Source organism: Pyrodictium delaneyi (assembly GCF_001412615.1).
GTDB lineage: Archaea > Thermoproteota > Thermoprotei_A > Sulfolobales > Pyrodictiaceae > Pyrodictium > Pyrodictium delaneyi.
Map to the genome: position 1 here is coordinate 662,080 of NZ_CP013011.1, position 15,932 is coordinate 678,011.

At 52.8% G+C, this 15,932-nt stretch carries 18 protein-coding genes; 7 read left to right on the forward strand and 11 right to left on the reverse strand.

The annotated features are described in order from the left end of the window. Window positions 1-85 precede the first annotated feature (85 nt). The 4 genes from Pyrde_RS03390 (at window position 86) to Pyrde_RS03405 (ending at window position 3,838) form a co-directional block, all read left to right on the forward strand. Window positions 86-1,087: a PLP-dependent cysteine synthase family protein gene (locus tag Pyrde_RS03390; RefSeq protein WP_055408191.1), complete on the forward strand. Its 1,002-nt coding sequence runs from the start codon at window positions 86-88 to the stop codon at window positions 1,085-1,087. Window positions 1,088-1,109: 22 nt separating this feature from the next. After that, window positions 1,110-2,726 carry a CTP synthase gene (locus tag Pyrde_RS03395; protein ID WP_055408193.1) on the forward strand — a complete coding sequence of 539 codons (1,617 nt, stop codon included), beginning with the start codon at window positions 1,110-1,112 and terminating at the stop codon, window positions 2,724-2,726. A gap of 93 nt (window positions 2,727-2,819) precedes the next feature. Then, entirely contained in the window at window positions 2,820-3,257 is a 438-nt protein-coding gene (gene lysM, locus Pyrde_RS03400; protein WP_055408194.1) for an HTH-type transcriptional regulator LysM, read from the forward strand. Window positions 3,258-3,478: 221 nt separating this feature from the next. Further along, a complete protein-coding gene (locus Pyrde_RS03405; RefSeq protein ID WP_055408196.1) occupies window positions 3,479-3,838 on the forward strand; it encodes a hypothetical protein in 360 nt (119 codons plus the stop codon). Between the two features lie 136 nt (window positions 3,839-3,974). Here the strand turns inward: Pyrde_RS03405 and Pyrde_RS03410 are convergent, their stop codons facing one another. From Pyrde_RS03410 to Pyrde_RS03435, 6 genes are all read right to left on the reverse strand, one after another. Then, entirely contained in the window at window positions 3,975-4,463 is a 489-nt protein-coding gene (locus Pyrde_RS03410) for a Fur family transcriptional regulator (RefSeq protein WP_055408198.1), read from the reverse strand. A gap of 352 nt (window positions 4,464-4,815) precedes the next feature. Next, on the reverse strand, window positions 4,816-5,703 hold the full coding sequence (locus Pyrde_RS03415) for a CBS domain-containing protein (protein WP_088172074.1): 888 nt from the start codon (window positions 5,701-5,703) through the stop codon (window positions 4,816-4,818). A 166-nt stretch (window positions 5,704-5,869) separates the two neighbouring features. Then, window positions 5,870-7,234: an NfeD family protein gene (locus tag Pyrde_RS03420; RefSeq protein ID WP_143522232.1), complete on the reverse strand. Its 1,365-nt coding sequence runs from the start codon at window positions 7,232-7,234 to the stop codon at window positions 5,870-5,872. Window positions 7,235-7,331: 97 nt separating this feature from the next. Then, window positions 7,332-7,601 (reverse strand): hypothetical protein, encoded by a 270-nt coding sequence (locus tag Pyrde_RS03425; protein WP_055408204.1) that lies wholly within the window; start codon window positions 7,599-7,601, stop codon window positions 7,332-7,334. Window positions 7,602-7,797: 196 nt separating this feature from the next. After that, window positions 7,798-8,001, reverse strand: a complete 204-nt coding sequence (locus Pyrde_RS03430; protein WP_055408206.1) for a ribbon-helix-helix domain-containing protein — start codon at window positions 7,999-8,001, stop codon at window positions 7,798-7,800. A gap of 148 nt (window positions 8,002-8,149) precedes the next feature. Beyond that, window positions 8,150-8,521: a hypothetical protein gene (locus Pyrde_RS03435; protein WP_055408209.1), complete on the reverse strand. Its 372-nt coding sequence runs from the start codon at window positions 8,519-8,521 to the stop codon at window positions 8,150-8,152. A gap of 153 nt (window positions 8,522-8,674) precedes the next feature. Between Pyrde_RS03435 and Pyrde_RS03440 the strand changes: the two genes are divergently transcribed. Next, window positions 8,675-9,469 (forward strand): ATP/GTP-binding protein, encoded by a 795-nt coding sequence (locus Pyrde_RS03440; RefSeq protein ID WP_055408210.1) that lies wholly within the window; start codon window positions 8,675-8,677, stop codon window positions 9,467-9,469. Here Pyrde_RS03440 and Pyrde_RS03445 read toward each other — a convergent pair. Both Pyrde_RS03445 and Pyrde_RS03450 read right to left on the reverse strand, forming a co-directional pair. Continuing rightward, window positions 9,453-9,926, reverse strand: coding sequence for a DUF488 domain-containing protein (locus Pyrde_RS03445; RefSeq protein ID WP_197272729.1), 474 nt, complete (start codon window positions 9,924-9,926; stop codon window positions 9,453-9,455). The two genes, Pyrde_RS03440 and Pyrde_RS03445, sit on opposite strands and share 17 nt — an antisense overlap. Continuing rightward, window positions 9,905-10,819, reverse strand: a complete 915-nt coding sequence (locus Pyrde_RS03450) for a thiamine-phosphate synthase family protein (protein ID WP_156327987.1) — start codon at window positions 10,817-10,819, stop codon at window positions 9,905-9,907. Before Pyrde_RS03450 ends, Pyrde_RS03445 begins: the two co-directional genes overlap by 22 nt. Before the next feature lie 215 nt (window positions 10,820-11,034). Here Pyrde_RS03450 and Pyrde_RS03455 point away from each other — a divergent pair, with 215 nt between their 5' ends. Together Pyrde_RS03455 and Pyrde_RS03460 are read left to right on the forward strand one after the other, a co-directional pair. Next, window positions 11,035-12,273 (forward strand): M20 family metallo-hydrolase, encoded by a 1,239-nt coding sequence (locus tag Pyrde_RS03455; RefSeq protein ID WP_231656785.1) that lies wholly within the window; start codon window positions 11,035-11,037, stop codon window positions 12,271-12,273. 81 nt (window positions 12,274-12,354) lie between these two features. Then, window positions 12,355-12,867: a hypothetical protein gene (locus Pyrde_RS03460; protein ID WP_055408217.1), complete on the forward strand. Its 513-nt coding sequence runs from the start codon at window positions 12,355-12,357 to the stop codon at window positions 12,865-12,867. Window positions 12,868-12,892: 25 nt separating this feature from the next. On the opposite strand, the gene dph5 is transcribed toward Pyrde_RS03460, so the two are convergent. Genes dph5 through Pyrde_RS03475 form a run of 3 tightly spaced genes read right to left on the reverse strand, consistent with a single transcriptional unit; the run spans window position 12,893 to window position 15,891 of the window. After that, the gene (dph5, locus tag Pyrde_RS03465; RefSeq protein WP_055408219.1) at window positions 12,893-13,705 is read right to left on the reverse strand and encodes a diphthine synthase; all 813 of its coding nucleotides are present in this window, start codon (window positions 13,703-13,705) and stop codon (window positions 12,893-12,895) included. A gap of 23 nt (window positions 13,706-13,728) precedes the next feature. Continuing rightward, entirely contained in the window at window positions 13,729-14,880 is a 1,152-nt protein-coding gene (locus Pyrde_RS03470) for a DUF1464 family protein (protein WP_055408221.1), read from the reverse strand. A 45-nt stretch (window positions 14,881-14,925) separates the two neighbouring features. Continuing rightward, window positions 14,926-15,891, reverse strand: coding sequence for a beta-ribofuranosylaminobenzene 5'-phosphate synthase family protein (locus tag Pyrde_RS03475; protein WP_055408223.1), 966 nt, complete (start codon window positions 15,889-15,891; stop codon window positions 14,926-14,928). Window positions 15,892-15,932 lie beyond the last annotated feature (41 nt).

Here is a 15,932-nt window from a genome sequence, read left to right on the forward strand (position 1 = left end):
CCGGGCCAGGCCTAAAATAGGTCATTATGAGACATAGGATTCCCAGCAGCTAGGAGCCACCGGGCCTCGCAGAGAGGGAGAATCTTTGAGGCACAATACGCTCCTCTACGGTGGACGTAGCGCCTCCAGCCGCGAAGAGCTACTAGCCTCCATAGATAAGATACGAAGGATAATAGGCTCCACGCCGGTGAAGTGCTTCAATATAGGTATTTATCGTCTGTGTGTTAAGCTCGAATATGTAAACCCGACAGGAAGCCACAAGGACAGGATAGCGCTATACATGGTGCGTGGTGCTGTAGAATCTGGCAGCCTCGGCCCTGGGGGCTGTGTCGCAGAAGTAAGTAGTGGTAACACAGCAGCATCAGTAGCCTGGATAGCGTGGAGTCTCGGCCTACGCCCGGTACTATTCGTCGAGGCCCGTGCCTCGGAGACTAAGAAGAACCTCATAAAGATGCTTGGCGGCGAGCTAGTAGAGATCCATGACGAAGGTCTGGGTAGGGATTGGGTCCGCGAACGCGCAGAGGAGATGGGCTGTATACTACTCGATCAGCTCAGTAACGAGCTAAACCATCTCGCACACTATGAGACAACAGCAGTGGAGCTACTTGAGCAAGTAGAACAGATAGACGCGTTCGTGATGGGTGTAGGCACGGGTGGCACAGTTACGGGGGTAGCCCGTCGTTTACGCGAACATCACGCCAACACTCTAGTCGTGGCGGTTACGCCACGTGGCTCAAAGTTAGCCGGGGGTCCTGGGGCAGACACAATAGAAGGTCTTACCTCCTATACGGTGCCAGAGGTCTACCAGAGACATAGTAGCCTCGTAGATCGAGTCCTAGAGGTCTCTCAGAGCGAAGCATTAGCAGGGGTTGAGGCCCTAGCGCAGGCCACCGGCCTTCTAGCAGGTCCCTCGACAGGCGCTGCCTTTGCTGCAGTTTCAAGACTCATAGCGGAGGGAGCTGTGGATCCCGGTTCTACAGTGGTGATAATTGCTGCCGACAGCTTGGCTAGGTATCCTCGGCTATCGGATAGGCTAAGACTCGGCAGCGGTAGGGGAAACGCTCTTCTTAATAGCTGGCTAGGCTAGCTCTCACCCAGCCGGGCGTAGCATGACAAAATACATCTTCGTGACTGGTGGCGTGCTAAGCAGCGTTGGTAAGGGAATAACTACGGCCTCTATAGGTCTCCTCCTCAAGTCGCGTGGCTTCAATGTTACGGCAATAAAGATAGACCCCTACATAAACGTAGACGCCGGTACAATGAACCCATACATGCATGGAGAGGTCTATGTCACCGAGGACGGCGGTGAAACAGACCTGGACTTGGGTCACTACGAGCGGTTTCTCGACACATTCCTCTCCAAGAAGAACAATATTACAACAGGCCAGGTATACCTCACGGTGATAGAACGCGAGCGACGTGGAGACTATCTAGGCCAGACAGTCCAGGTAATACCACACATAACTAACGAGATCAAGGCCAGGATAAGGGGCGTAGCTAAGGAAACCGGGGCAGACATAGTCCTCGTCGAGATAGGGGGTACTGTAGGCGACATAGAGGGCCTACCCTTCCTCGAAGCAGTAAGACAGATGAGAATGGAAGAAGGCTACAACAACACACTTTTCATACACGTGGCCCTAGTCCCGGTGCTATCGACCACCGGTGAGCAAAAGACCAAACCCGTGCAGCACAGTGTGCAGGAGCTACGTAGGATAGGAATACAGCCAGACGCTATAATAGCCCGTAGCAGCCGGCCCCTAGAAGAGGAGGCGCGTAACAAGATAGCCCTATATGCTAACCTACCTCCGCACGCAGTGTTCAGTAATCCAGACGTAGACGTGATATACGAGGTTCCGCTAGTCCTAGAACAGCAAGGCCTTGGCGATTTCATAACAGAGCGTCTAGGCCTAGAGCGGCGCGAGCCCGACCTCTCTTCCTGGGAGGAGTTTGTCCGCCGAGTCAAGGAGGCTAGCAAACCGGTACGCGTAGCAATGGTGGGCAAGTATACGAAGTTAAAGGACAGTTATCTAAGCATAATAGAGGCGCTACGTCATGCCGGCGCCTCCCTCGGTGTAAAGCCAGTCCTCAACTGGTATGAGTCAACCATGATAGAGAAAGGTAAGCTAGATCCGGAGAAGCCGGTTGAAGAGAACGACGCGGTAATAGTGCTACCGGGCTTCGGCGCGCGTGGTGCCGAGGGCAAGATAGCCGTCATACGGGAGGTAATAGAGCGGAAGAAACCATTCCTAGGCATATGCTTCGGTATGCAGCTCTCAGTAGTAGCTATAGCAAGGTATCTTGCGGGCCTCGAGGACGCTAATAGTAGCGAGATAGACCCGGACACGCCTTACCCCGTCATAGACTTGCTGGAGGAACAGCGTTACGTAAACCAGCTAGGAGGCACTATGAGGCTCGGCTCCTACCCAATAAAGCTCATCCATGGCACGCTAGTCTACCGGCTCTACGGCGGCAAGGAGATAGTCTATGAAAGGCACCGGCACCGCTACGAGGTAAACCCCAAGTACCTCGACAAGCTTGTCGCTGCGGGTATGGATGTCTCGGGCTACAGTCTTGAGGGTGGTCGTGTCGAGTTCATAGAGCTGAAGAACCATCCATTCTTCGTCGGTAGTCAGCCGCATCCCGAGTTCAGAAGCCGGCCCATGAAGCCAGCACCGCTGTTCCGCGGGCTGCTACGGGCGGCTCAGGGACTAGACCCAGTAGGGTAGCAGAACTACGTGATCTCGCCAGACAAATTTTTACCATGACCTCCCGGCTCTTTACATAATGGCTACGCGCTGCTCAGAGGTGTACTAGTCTTCATGCAGGGTCAGCAGAAGCCGAACATAGACGAGATAGATTTGAAGCTGCTCCGTCTTCTCCGCGACAATGCGCGTATGTCCTACGCTAGGCTTGCCCAGGAGCTTGGCCTCAGCGAGTCAGCTGTACGCAAGAGAATAGCGAAGCTGATAAAGACTGGCGTCATAAAGAAGTTCACGATAATATACGATACTGGTAGCGAGATACGTGCCTTCATACTTGTTCGGACACAGCCCCCCGTATCGGTGCCGGAAGTCTCAAAGAAGATACTCTCTCTCGACCTGGTTGAGGCAGTATACGAGGTCACAGGAGACTATGACATACTCGTGGTTATACGCGGCGAGAAAATAGACGATGTAAACCGTTGTATAGACTTCATAAGATCTATACCCGGTGTCTCAGGAACCAATTCTATGATAGTACTTCGCCAGTGGGTCTGAAGTGACAACCGCTGCAGGGAAATATAAGCTGAATCTGTACCCGTGTAGGAGCTTAACACCCTTAACTCCCCCATAACACAGTAGTCTAGACAGAAGCATGCTAAGACGCGTCTGGATACCCCTGACCCTTTCGTACCAATCATTAACCACAGTAAGTGGCCAAGTATACTGCCCCGCCGTCCTCGTAGCCCGGGGCTGTGTTAAGGGGCGGTGATAGAGTCGTGAACGGCAATAACCTAGCTCGTAGATACTGGCTGCTTGCCCGTCCAGGAATCCTACGTATACTGGCAATACTTTATGAACATGGCCCTATGCCCATACACAGGATACCACGCTACGGCATGGGTGTAGGAACTACCTATCGTAGTGCGCGGGAAGCGGCCATGCTAGGCCTCATAAATCTCTTCTACTGCGGAAATAGTAAATGCGCAAAGTTAACTGAGCAAGGTCTACGTGTAGCCGAGAAAATAGAGGAACTTCTACGTGTACTCGAGGAGCTTAACCTCGTAGAGCCGCTCCCCTCAGCACCAAAAGCTGAGAGCGGTAAAGAGATCGGAAGTTTTGAGGAAACGATCTCGTAGGTCTCATTGGCGTCGATTTCGACCATGACAAGTTAAGTGCAGGAAAGATGATTAACGCTTAACAGATGATCCCATAAATCTAACCTGTGGGGGCCGCTGAGGAGCTGTCGCCCACACCGACACGAATGTGAGGATGTCAGCCTGGCCCTGAGGCCTCCCTGTTCGCAGACTCCTCTTCTCTACAGAACGCGTAGACTACAACTTCATAGACCCTCGTGTTGCCGCCCAATAGTTTCTCAAGCTTGCGGACTATCTCCACAGAGTCTTCGTTGTCCTCTGCATCGAATACCTTACCAGTATCAAGACATACAACATTAACATGTGGATGAGCATTATCGTACCTGGTTTCGCCTGCAACATCAAAGCTCTTTATAAGGCCTAGCCTCTCAAGTAGCTGGAGATTGTTATAAACGGTGCTTGGGCTTACGCTGGGCATGGTTTCACGTACCTTTTCAAGTATTTGCATGAAGCTTGGGTGTTCCTTGATATTCTCGAATACAATACGTGCTATCGTTAGCCTCTGGGCTGTGACTCGCAAGCCTTGCTTACGTAGTTCTGTTACAAGCCTAACTAGCTTCTCTTCAACTTGTTGCTCATTGGGCGTCGTATTGCTTACCCTGTCCATCACTGTTTATCACCATCTACCGTAACTACTTCGAATTAAGAGTCAATTCAACCTAATATATGTTTAGTCACGTGGAGTCAAGAGATACAGTGTACTCTCGTGTGATGGGGCCTCGGCTAAAGGAATTAACATCATCGCTATATGGCTCTTGCTGGGGAGTATTCCTCATTGACCCCCCAAAGGGCGTTGATTAGCTAGAACCCCTAAAACATGCCGCTAAGCACTGAGGCAAAGCAGTATAGAAAATGTATTGTACTAAAACCAAATACTCTAGATACATCTATGCGTAATACCCATTACACTTATCAAGCGTTAGAAAGCTTAATTAACATAAAGATGTTTTTGGTATTAATTACTTCTTTAGACCAGCGATGAACTTGAGTACATCAGTTCTCGTTATCATGCCTACTACGTTGTTTGCGGAATCTACAACGACAAGCCTGCCTATATCGTGTTTGTTCATGAGTTCTATAGCGTGGTTGATGTCATCGGTTTCCCTGATGGTTATCACAGGAGTGGACATGTAGTCTCTGACGGTAGCGTCTACTCTGCCTTCTGCCAGAGCACGTGTAAGATCTGTCTGAGTTATTATCCCGACAAGACGTCCATCCTCTACAACAGGTACACCGCGAATCCTCTTCTCGGAGAGTAATTTGGCTAGTTCTGTTATAGGAGTATCAGGTGTGGTTGTTATCGGGTTGCGTGATGCAGCCTCCATCACGGGAGCCTTGGGCACGCTTATCATACGGGTTATCTTGATGCTTATCTGGCCACTTGCTGGGTCTATATGTATAACGTCACCCTCTATCCTAACGCCGGCGAATGGTGCAGGCCCAATCTCTATATGGTCGCCAGGCCGGACATACCTTCTTACATCGCCATGGACTCGAAGGATTGCTCTACCGCCCTCCGGGTTCAGTATATCGAGAACCTCTATGCCGACAACCGTTATGTCTAGCTCCTCGCCGTCTTTGCGGAGCTTAACAGGCATTTGTGTGACAGCTCCCTTCATGACTTCATACGCCTTGAGTGTTGGCATATAACCTCCGCTAGGCCCGGTCTTGGACTCTACAAGGCCTAGGCTCTTGAGGCTAAGGATGATGTTACGTACAGTTCCCTCATCACGGTTTATAAGCTCAGCTATCTCCTTGCTCTTTATGAGGCGACGCTTCTGTTCGTAAAGCCTGATGAGCGCCTCTAGTACCTCGCGTTGCGACATAGTAAGCCTATACTGGGCCACCCCTAACCCCCTCTCACACTGTAGACTTACATGCATCCAGCAATATTAATTGCTTTTTATAGGGTAGAATGTGTCTTAACCTCATTATAGTGTTATTCCGGCAACAGCTATCGCAGATATAAAACTAATATTTCTCTCTCCCGAAATATTACGTGAATAATACCGGCTACCTTGTTGTTGTGGATGTAGTGTCAGAAGAGTCCTCGAGAGGTTTGACCAAGAGAATGGACCCCTCTTTGCCGATAACCAGCACGCTGTCTCCACGACTAAGGGGTTTATCTCCAACATTTCGTGCTCTCCAGTATTCTCCTTCAACCATTACAAAGCCATCCTTACCGGGCGGTATATAGTCTAGACTGTGTCCCTTTTTGCCTGTCATTGAAGGTTTGTAGACGGGTTCCCGGTGCCATACTTGTACAGCCTTATACACTACAACAGCCATTAGTCCCGCTAGAGGTAGCAATACTGCTAGAAGAATATAGAAGGCGGTTTGTAGGCTCTCGCTGACCAGATATACTGGCTTGCCTGTAAACATTACGAAAAGACCTATTAGCATCAACGCAATACCTGTAAAGCCTACAACACCGAAGCCCGGTATGGCTGCTAGCTCTATTATCAACAATACTAGCCCGGCTACGAACAGTACAACTGACACTAAGCTAGCGCTCAGCCCGAGGCCGAAAAGCCCTAGCAGCATAAGCGCTATACCTACAACGATGAGTACGGGATGTCCAGACGCTAAGGCAGCTAAGATGGTTAGCATGGCTATGCTAGATATTATAGAGCTAACCAGTGGATCGGAGAGTATATGTGCCAGCAAGAGGCCTGGCGGCATATCGTAGTACTCTATCTCCGGGTCTAAAAAGAGGAGACGAACCGGCCCAGCCCCGGTGTTTACGATCGTGCCGTTACTTTCGGTCAATACTTCCCAAACATTGTGTGCGATGGCTTCTACTACATGCATTTGCTGGGCTTCCTGTGCGTCGAGTACTAGGTTCTGGTAGACGAAGAGCCTGGCAACCGTAGCGTTGCGGTTATGAAGCTTCATACATGCCTCGATCTTCTTATAGACAGGGTTTAGCACCTTAGACTCATTGATAGGGGTGTATTCGCCGGAAGGGCCTAGTGCTACAGGCTGTACAGCACCAATAATAGTACCGGGCTCCATTACGGCATAATGGCTGCACATGAGTATCATTGTGCCCGCGCTTACTGCCCACTTCCCGGTGACAAAGCCTATGACTGGTATATGCGAGTTCTCTATCATCGTGGCTATGTCTAACGCGGCCTCAAGGCTTCCACCAGGGGTATCCAGCTCGATTACCAGCGCGTCTGCTCCAACCTTCTCTGCATAGTCTAGGCTACGCTCTACATAGTCGCGGGTTGCTCCATCAATTACGCCCTTAACTTTGATTACTATGACTAAGCTCTTCTGCTCGGCAGCGACTGGGCTAGCTACTAGCATCACTAGCAATAATGCTAGTAGAGCTAGAAAAGGGGCATAGGAGGCGAGACGCCTGGCAACCTTCATGGCTTTTATGCTCCCATCCACTTACGAGATAGCATTGGTATAGAGGTATTAGAGGTCTTATGGTGTTTTGTACTCGTAGAGGGGGGCTCAATACCTCTTACGGTCTTTTTGCTCTGTTATAGCCTTCCCGAACTTCGCGTAGGAACCCCCGGAGAAGTGTATAGAGCAAAGCCAGTATAGCTATGAGCACTAGGATCTTCATGAGGAACACTATTACGGTTACAGCTAGTTTTGCGACCATATACACTATGGGGAGTATAACGCCGCCAGCGAAAGCGTAAATGACGGCTTCGCGTAGGCTCTTCTTCTGTGTAAGCGCGTAGATGAAACCTATGACTACACCTGCGGCAGCTACTATCTCTATCACGTCCTCTTTGCCACCCCAGAATATGACCAGACTATAGGAAGGGTAAAACTATGGCGCTGGCAATAATGATGGGAGTAGTTCAAGAGGATTTTACGGTAGAATTGGTGAGGAGTAAATTGTCTCTTCATTAAACTTTCGTGGCTCAAAAAGACTGGGCCATTGGGAGGGGTTATGGATGGCAAGGAGGGCATCTTGCCTAGATTGTTACACGGCGTGGCTCCCTTCTCGGAGTCAGCTCGAAACCAGTAGGATGCTCTGGTATACCCCACAGTTCTCGTTTCAGGAGTTCACGGACAGCTATTCTTATGGCCTCACTACGGCTGCTATACCTACCCATCTTCACGAGCTCGTCGAGACCCTCAAGGTATGTTTCAGGCATCTTGACTGTTACGAGTCGCATCTCTGAGGCTCACCGGAGAGTAGCATTATGGTGTGTAGAGGGTAAGGTTTAAACCCAGGGGAGCTGTGTTACTGCTTCCACTGCTTCCTATGCAGCCTATAGAGACCTTGAAGTGTGGAGGAAGGGCCTCTGTACAGTTCATCTTGATTTAAACGTTCTCGGGGAAGAATGGCGGTTTTTCTGCCAAGTCTATTATCGGTATTGCTATCCAGCCGGGTCTGGTACTCCGTGAGACCTCGATGTGTTCGCCTTGATCATCAACCTTTACAAGCAAGTAATTCCCATCACCTAAACTACCATCACCATCGATATAATAGTAGAGCATTGGCAATCCATAGAGTTTGTAGTAGTCCCGTAGCACAGCTATGATTCCATAAACCTTGCCGCCATTCTTGCCAGGGAATCTCACTAGGTATGCTGGCTGTCCTAGAGTTACGATGCTAGCAGCTATCCTAGCCAGGTCTCTCAAGGCAGAGACTCTTACCGGTACGAGCCTCTCTCCCTGCCTGTCATCGGGCAAGGGTTCCGGGCCCCCAGGCAAAGCCGCAAGTGTGGCGATAATAAGCGCTAGGCCTCCTCAGCGGCCTAGATAACTCCTCATCAGTACATTACCCCCAGGCGCCTAAGGGCGAGTATGGGAGTCTAGAAGCTCGGGAGGGGTGTCTAGAGCCAGATGTTCTTCGTAGTCGTTGTCGGGCCGGCAGGTAGCGGTAAGTCACATCTCGTTGATGCCTTTGGCGATTGGCTTGAAGCTAACGAGCTAGGCGTCGCCCGGGTGAACCTAGACCCGGCGGCGGAGTGGCTTCCTTACGAGCCTGATGTTGATGTGCGTGAATACGTGGATGCAAGGGCTGTTATGAAGAAACACCGACTCGGGCCCAACGGCGCTCTGGTAGCATCTATAGACATGCTCATAGACTATGTAGATGAAATACGTTCTGACATAGAAGCCGCTCAAGCAAACTACATTCTCATTGACACACCCGGCCAAATGGAGCTCTTTGCCTTCCGTGACACCGGACCCTATGTGGTACGAGAGATAATCAAAGATAGTCGGGCAGCCACGCTCTTCATATTTGATGCAGTCTTTGCATCGAACCCCAGAAGCCTAGCTTCTAGCCTCTTCCTCGCTCTTTCTACCCGGATTAGGCTAGGGCTCCCACAGGTAAATGCGGTGTCCAAAGCCGATCTATTACAACCCGAGCAGATGGACGAGATAGAGGAACAAATTAACAGTCCAGAGAACCTTTACAACGCGCTTGTGGCCAGAGGAATGGACCCATTGATGGCCGAGGCTGCCGCTAAGACTCTCGAGGCTCTTGCCCCCGAGGGCTCTACAACCCCAGCTGCTATCAGATTTGTATCAGCGCTCTCTGGATATGGATTAGACGATGTCTATGCAGCGCTACAGCAAGTACTAGCCGGCGGTGAAGACTTCTACACAGAAGAGCCTAGTCCTCGCCACTAGACAACTGTGGAGGATGTAGCTCGGCCTTATCGGCATCAATTATGTGGACCACCTGGTATCCCATGTAAACCAGTGTGTTGGCTATGAAACGGCGGTGGCATCGCCTCCAGTACCTCTCTCTACACATAATAGCGACAGGGCCGGACGTTGACTCTATAATATTTATGAGTTTATTTATCCCTCTTTGGTAATCCTCGGTAGCCATATAGGCTTCGTAACCGCCTGGACGGAACCCTCCCAGTAGATCCCCGAGCCATGTATACCCTATCCCGCGGCTAAGTAGAGTCTCCCTAAGAACCTCCTTGTTGAACCAGGGGACCCGTCGGCTTCCAGGAAACCTTCTAACATCTACTACGTGAACAATATGATAAAGCTTGAGCAGCGACATGAACTCTCCTATTGTCCGGTTACTATGACCGAGCGTGTATACTAGCCTTAGCCCCCGTCTTCGAGACACGTGAATGCAACCTCTACAGCCTCTGTCGCACTACGAGCGAAGACGTATATAACCGGCTCAAGTCCGTGACCTCCGAGATCGGCTATAGCATCTACCGGCTTTTCTACTTTAGAAATACTTTCAGCTATATCATAGAGTAGACTCTGAGGGCTGCTGTGCGGCCCCACCTCTATCACGTTTAGCCCTTTCTCTTTCAGCTTCTTCACGCAGCCGGGACTATATGCTATGACAACAGCTGCCCTACGGTCAGGCCAGCGACGTTTAACAAGTAAGAGTATGCTGGCTGTATGTTTACTACCTCCATATGCAGGGCTTCCCACTGCCACCACTTGGCCGCCGGCCCGAACGAGCGCCCCCGTTAGCCCAACAGTTTCAGCTATCGTGGACGCACCGGGCTTGGCCACGACAATGTTTGAGCCGACGTTGGGTATCAATCTCTCAGCGCCCGGCGTACCCTTGAACGTCTCAACAGCTTCAGCAACTTCGAGTATGAATGGATCGCTGCCTGGCTGGAACAGTGTGGTGCACACGCTACAGTCCGGCGGAAGCCTGGAGTCTACGCGGTGGTGGAGACTACAGAGAGCGCCGCGGGAGAGTAGGCTATTGACATAACTCGTGAAGAGGGAGAAATAGCCGCCGTAGTCGCCTCGGAGTAGCTGTGAAGCTAGGACCTCGGCTACAGCCCAGGCTTCTTCTCTTGGTGTACCGGCCTCCTCAAGCTCCTTCAGAAGCTCTTCTACGTCTTTTCGGAGGTACTTGCTCACCATTGGCTGTGATACGCCGAGAAGCTTAGCTATTTTCTCCTGTCCCATGCCCTTGTCGCGAAGTATCCTAGCAACGATAGCCTTTAGCGGTGGAACTATGTAGCGTGCTGCAAGCTCGTGGGGTAGCAAGACGTCCTCTATCCCCGCTCCTAGTGGTGTATCTGGAACCACTCTAGAGTATTGTCGTTGTAGATTGACGCTGACACGATGTCGTCCGGGAATGTAGGCAGAGAGGGTAGGGCACGAAAAATGTCGTGCAATGCAACGCACTGAAGTCTTCAGTGTAGGGCCGGATAGCGTATCTAGCCTAGCAACGTCCCGGATACGGTTCTCGGTGTGTAGACGTGGCTCGTGCCCGTATACTCGCAGACAAGGACATGGAGGAGCTGAGAGGGTATATACTCGGACTCTACAAGAGCTTCATACCTGTCAAGGCTATACCTCCTGACCTTGGCGGCGCTGGGGAGTTAAGAAGGGCTGAAGTACTGGAAAAAGAACTGTCTGAACTCGGTTTAGAAACTGAGAGAGTAGACGCACATGACGATAGAGCCGATGGTGGTTTGAGACCTAACATTTTAGCAATTCTCCCTGGCAAAGACACACGTCATACGCTCTGGATAGTGGCGCATCTTGACACCGTACCGGAGGGCGACCGGGGTCTTTGGCGAACTGACCCCTACACGGTAGTGGTTGATGGGGACAAGGTGTATGGGAGAGGTGTTGAGGATAACGGGCAGGGTATAGTGACGGCGCTTGCGGTGGTTTGGTACCTCGTAAAGCATGGCCTCGAGCCACGGATAAACTTAGGAATAGCGTTGGTTAGCGATGAAGAGACAGGTAGCCGCTACGGGCTAAAGTACCTCCTCGAAAAGAGGGCTTTCGGTGGGCCAGAAACTGACTGGTTCCTAGTACCTGATGCGGGAAGCCCAGACGGCGCAAAGGTCATAGTAGCTGAGAAGCATATACTATGGGTAAAGGTCACAGTCCGTGGCCGCCAAGCTCACGCGAGTATGCCACACACAGGGCTCAATGCCCACCGTCTCGGCATGATTTTCAACCTGGAGCTGGACAGCATGCTGCATTCGCAGTTCGCCGAATACGATGAAGTCTTTGAGCCTCCTGTATCGACTTTTGAACCCACCAGGAAGGATGCTAATGTTGACAACATAAACACGATACCTGGCGTGGACCAAGTCTACTGGGATATGAGGATACTACCCAGATATAGCATCAAAAAGGTGTTAGATGCTGTCAGGGCAGCGGCTTACGGGTTCTCGGCGAGAACCGGGGTACAGGTCGAGGTAGATGTCGTCGCGGCCGATGACGCCGGTAAGCCTACCGACACGGAGCATCCTTTCGTCAGGGGCTTCCTTCGAGCTATACGTGAAACGAGAGGATTGGAGCCGAAGCCGATAGGGATAGGTGGTGGGACAGTAGCCAGGTATCTGCGCAGACGCGGGTACCAGGCACTAGTATGGATGACGTGTGACGAGACCGCGCATCAGCCGAACGAGTACACTAGGCTCAGCTACATTATAGCTGACGTAGACACAATACTGTACTACCTGCTGCGTGTTGCGTGACAACCTCCCTGGAGTGAGTTGTTTTTCAACGCCCCAGTAGGCCAGGGAACGTGAGAGCTGGCTATAGAGGGCGGAGGGGCTGTGAAGCTCAAGCTAGACAGCTCGAAGTACTTCAGCATACCCTACAGCGTGTTCGACGTCCTCCTGCAGATGAGGGGCGCTATAGACCCTGACTCGGGCCAGATAGTCTGCCACTTCTACACATTGGGTGTGGCAGCCCTCGAGACCGGCGATTCAGCTGTACCAGTAATAGTGCTCGAGGGCTGCCTCCTAGCTACCTTCGGTAAGGAGAACATAGAAGCTGTACTCAAGGCTGGTGAGGCAGTAGAGGTCAACGAGTTCCGGGTTAACCGTGGCCGCATAGCTATAGGCGATCTCGAGGTAGATCACTACTGGGGATTGGCAGCAATAGCCTATGCGGGGGAGACGGGGGCAGATGTAAAACTGTACAAGCTCCGCGTGGTAGTCGACGGGGAGGAAGCCCCAGTAGCGGCTATATTAGTGGATCCGACCGACGCAGGGCCCATGCTGATGATGTTGCCCAAGTCTTGCGAGTATATAGAGGAGCAGGAACAGCCTCCAACACACATGTAGTAGTGTCAAGGTGTTTTCCGCCTCTCTAGGCCTTGCCCTTCTCCCTGCATGTCTTGCAGCCGCAGAGTACCTCGAGGGCCTCCTCCTCCACCGGGTGAAGTCTTGGTGCAGCTACTACTAGGCTATGTGGTGGCGGCGGATAGCTAGCAGCCGCAACTTCCTCCACAGTGCCTGCAATGCAACGTTGCTCACTAGTACCAGCCCTAGCGACACCAACGACTACGGCACCACGTATCTCGGGTTCTCTACCCTCCTCGGCTGCAAGCTCTGCCTCCAGCTCAAGAAGAATACGGATAGCCTCCGGGATCGTCATTGCATGGCCGGCGTCAAGCCTAAGATCGAGGAGGACTAGTGTATGGAGCCCCCTCTCACGGTTAGCCCAGATAGTCTCGACAGTACTGTAGGGCTTGAACCCCTCCTCCGGATACACCAGGGTGACAGTCTTGCCGAAACGATAAACCTGCAAGCCAGTAGCGTCTATCACAGCTTGTAGCCCCGATACGCCGGGCACTACGTGTGCCTCTACACCGCGTCTGCGTGCTTCGATGAAAAGCGCTATGTGGGTGGTAGCGTGAAGCGGGTCGCCGGGCACGAGGAGCACAACAGTCTTCTCACGGGCCTCCTGGATCAGTTTCCCGGCCTCGTCCTCTAGGAGGCGACGTGGTGCCTCGACTACCTCTGCCCTGGGGTTTAGCCGCCTCACGAGCTCCCGGTCAACGCCCGGCGCGATGCTGGTGTAAGTGTCCAGGTAGACTTTGTCAGCCGCTCCGATAACCTGTATGGCTTTCAGGGTAAGGTACTCAGAGGAAACACCAGCACCGACTATGTAGAGCGCCATTCTCAGTCCTCCTCCGGGGGCGCTTAGTCTAGGCCGTAGTAACTCCTAGCCTTCTCGGCCAGGCCGCCGACCACTATGTAGTCGAATATCGTGCCGCGGCTCTCCCGGAGCCTCAACGCCTCCACTATCCAGCTATACCTGCCCCCAGCGAGGCCATTGGCGAGCAATGCGGCCCCTAGCGCCGCCTCCTTAGCTGTGCCCTTGTAACTGAGCCCAGTGGTCTCTATGCCCAGTCTCGAGAGTACGGGGTTGAGCTTCTCCTCTAGCGCCTGGCGGAAGAGTCCTACGCGCCACCATCGTCCTGTCACGTATACCCGGCGGGGTGTGACGGCGGTGAGCAACGCTAACACGTCCTTGGCAGCAGACTCTGCTAGCGCCTCAATGACCTCTTGTGCACGTATATCGCCCTCAGCGGCTCTCCTGGCTACTGTGTCGGGCCCGGGTGGAGGCCATGAGTCTTCGAGGAGCGCTGCTGCGCCGCCTTCGAATAGCCTCTCCTTGCTGAACCCTGGCTCGATGAAGGCAGCCAGATAGGCTAGCTCCGAGTCCCAAGCGCCAGCACCCATGTATCCCGTGAAGCCTGCAGAGCCCCCAATCCCGTCGACTATGCGGCCGGAGCTGACGGCTATAGCTGCTGTATACGCGTAACCAACCTCCAATACTATGAGGTCAGCCTTCTCTATAGGGGTGCCCCTGTCCTCCACCTCTTCGCGCAACGCTGCGGCGACAGAATAGACCTTATCACTGGTACCCATATCTATCTTGTTAAGCTTACGCCACCGAGGGACTGTCGGGAGATGCACTACGCCAGGCGTAAACCAGACGGGTAGACCGCTCTCTGCAAGGAGCATCATAGCCCGGCGGAGGCCTAGGATGCGGAGCCCCCGCTCCTCGTCGGCCTGGTGTATGAAGGTAGCAGCCCTTATCTCGGCCATGGCGGCCTCTTGGGCTCGCTTCAGCGGCACACCGTAGCCGCTAGACATGACTATAGATGAGACACCCTCCTCTACGAGCTTCTCCAGCTTCTCCACGATTATGCTTGGCTGCTCTACCACCAGACGCCTAGGTATAGCCTCCTCGTAGAATACCCGGAACCCGTTGTCAGTCTCCTCTATCGCTACTATGTCCACGCTATACGTGCCCGAGTCAACGCCAGCACTCCTAAGCCCGGTCATCACGTATAACCCTCCATGAATATCATTCATGGTTGAAAATCATAGCTACACAATGACGGTGGCTCCGTGGTTGTCGGGAGCGGCTATGTAGACAGCTCCGCCTCCTCTCTCGCTTAGCCACTCTCGGAGCCTAGACGCTATCGCTCTGGCTTTCGAGAGGCTCGGTGCTATTGTGTAGAAAGTTGGCCCCCAGCTAGACTGGGCTGCACCAGCAGAGCCTAGACTGTGGAGCAGCCTTATGCCCTCCTCGACTAGCGGGCAACAGTAGCGTCCCTTCTGCTCTGTTGCCCAGTACTCGCCGAGGAGGCCGTTGAACTCTTCAAGCGCCTCGAGCAGCTCCTCGAGCCTAGCCTCAGCAGCGGCAGGCATAAGCTTCATGAGTACTATTCTTGACGCCTTCATAGCCATCTCTTCCGGCATAGAGGGCATAGACTCTAGTACCTCATCCTCCCTAGCCTTCAGCTCGAGTATCCGAGGTAGTGGCTCGTAGGGGATAGCTATGACGAAACGCCAGCTCTCCGGTAGCTCATACCTGGCTATGAGTGGGGGTATGTGACGTCCCTTCTCCTCTAGAAGGAAACCACCCTCGACAATCATGCCGCCTCGGGTGAAGCTGTAGAAGCCGAGAGCAGACACGGTAGAGCGTCCGAGGGCAAGAGCGGCGTCGGCAAGGCCTACGCCAGCGCTATATAGCAGCTGGTATGCTCGGGCAATAGACAGTACTAGTGAAGTAGTACTCCCCATGCCGACGTGCCTCGGTATAGCCTCGTGGATACGTATGCAGATGTGTGGCAGGCCGAACTCCTCCTGGAGTCGATCAACTATCTGCAGTGCGCGGTCAGCATCAGCGCCTTCTACGCGAGTATCTGGGCAGCGCCACGCCTCCAGCACTAGCCTTGGCTGCGAGACGGTGAAGCCCACTGTGCCATAGAGCCGACCTAGACCACCATGTAGATCCATGTTGCCAGCGTGGAGGTGTGCAGGAGTCGACACGATGACTCTCTCAGGCAATAATGATCGCCTCCCTCCCCTTGCTACCTCCTGTCCCGCCT

What these genes read in the sequence shown, in the direction of transcription:
- Pyrde_RS03395 (WP_055408193.1), top strand. Translation starts at nt 1,110, where the DNA reads ATGACAAAATACATCTTCGTGACTGGTGGCGTGCTAAGCAGCGTTGGT.
- lysM (WP_055408194.1), top strand. Translation starts at nt 2,820, where the DNA reads ATGCAGGGTCAGCAGAAGCCGAACATAGACGAGATAGATTTGAAGCTG.
- Pyrde_RS03410 (WP_055408198.1), bottom strand. Translation starts at nt 4,463, where the DNA reads ATGGACAGGGTAAGCAATACGACGCCCAATGAGCAACAAGTTGAAGAG.
- Pyrde_RS03420 (WP_143522232.1), bottom strand. Translation starts at nt 7,234, where the DNA reads ATGAAGGTTGCCAGGCGTCTCGCCTCCTATGCCCCTTTTCTAGCTCTA.
- Pyrde_RS03430 (WP_055408206.1), bottom strand. Translation starts at nt 8,001, where the DNA reads ATGCGACTCGTAACAGTCAAGATGCCTGAAACATACCTTGAGGGTCTC.
- Pyrde_RS03440 (WP_055408210.1), top strand. Translation starts at nt 8,675, where the DNA reads ATGTTCTTCGTAGTCGTTGTCGGGCCGGCAGGTAGCGGTAAGTCACAT.
- dph5 (WP_055408219.1), bottom strand. Translation starts at nt 13,705, where the DNA reads ATGGCGCTCTACATAGTCGGTGCTGGTGTTTCCTCTGAGTACCTTACC.
- Pyrde_RS03470 (WP_055408221.1), bottom strand. Translation starts at nt 14,880, where the DNA reads ATGACCGGGCTTAGGAGTGCTGGCGTTGACTCGGGCACGTATAGCGTG.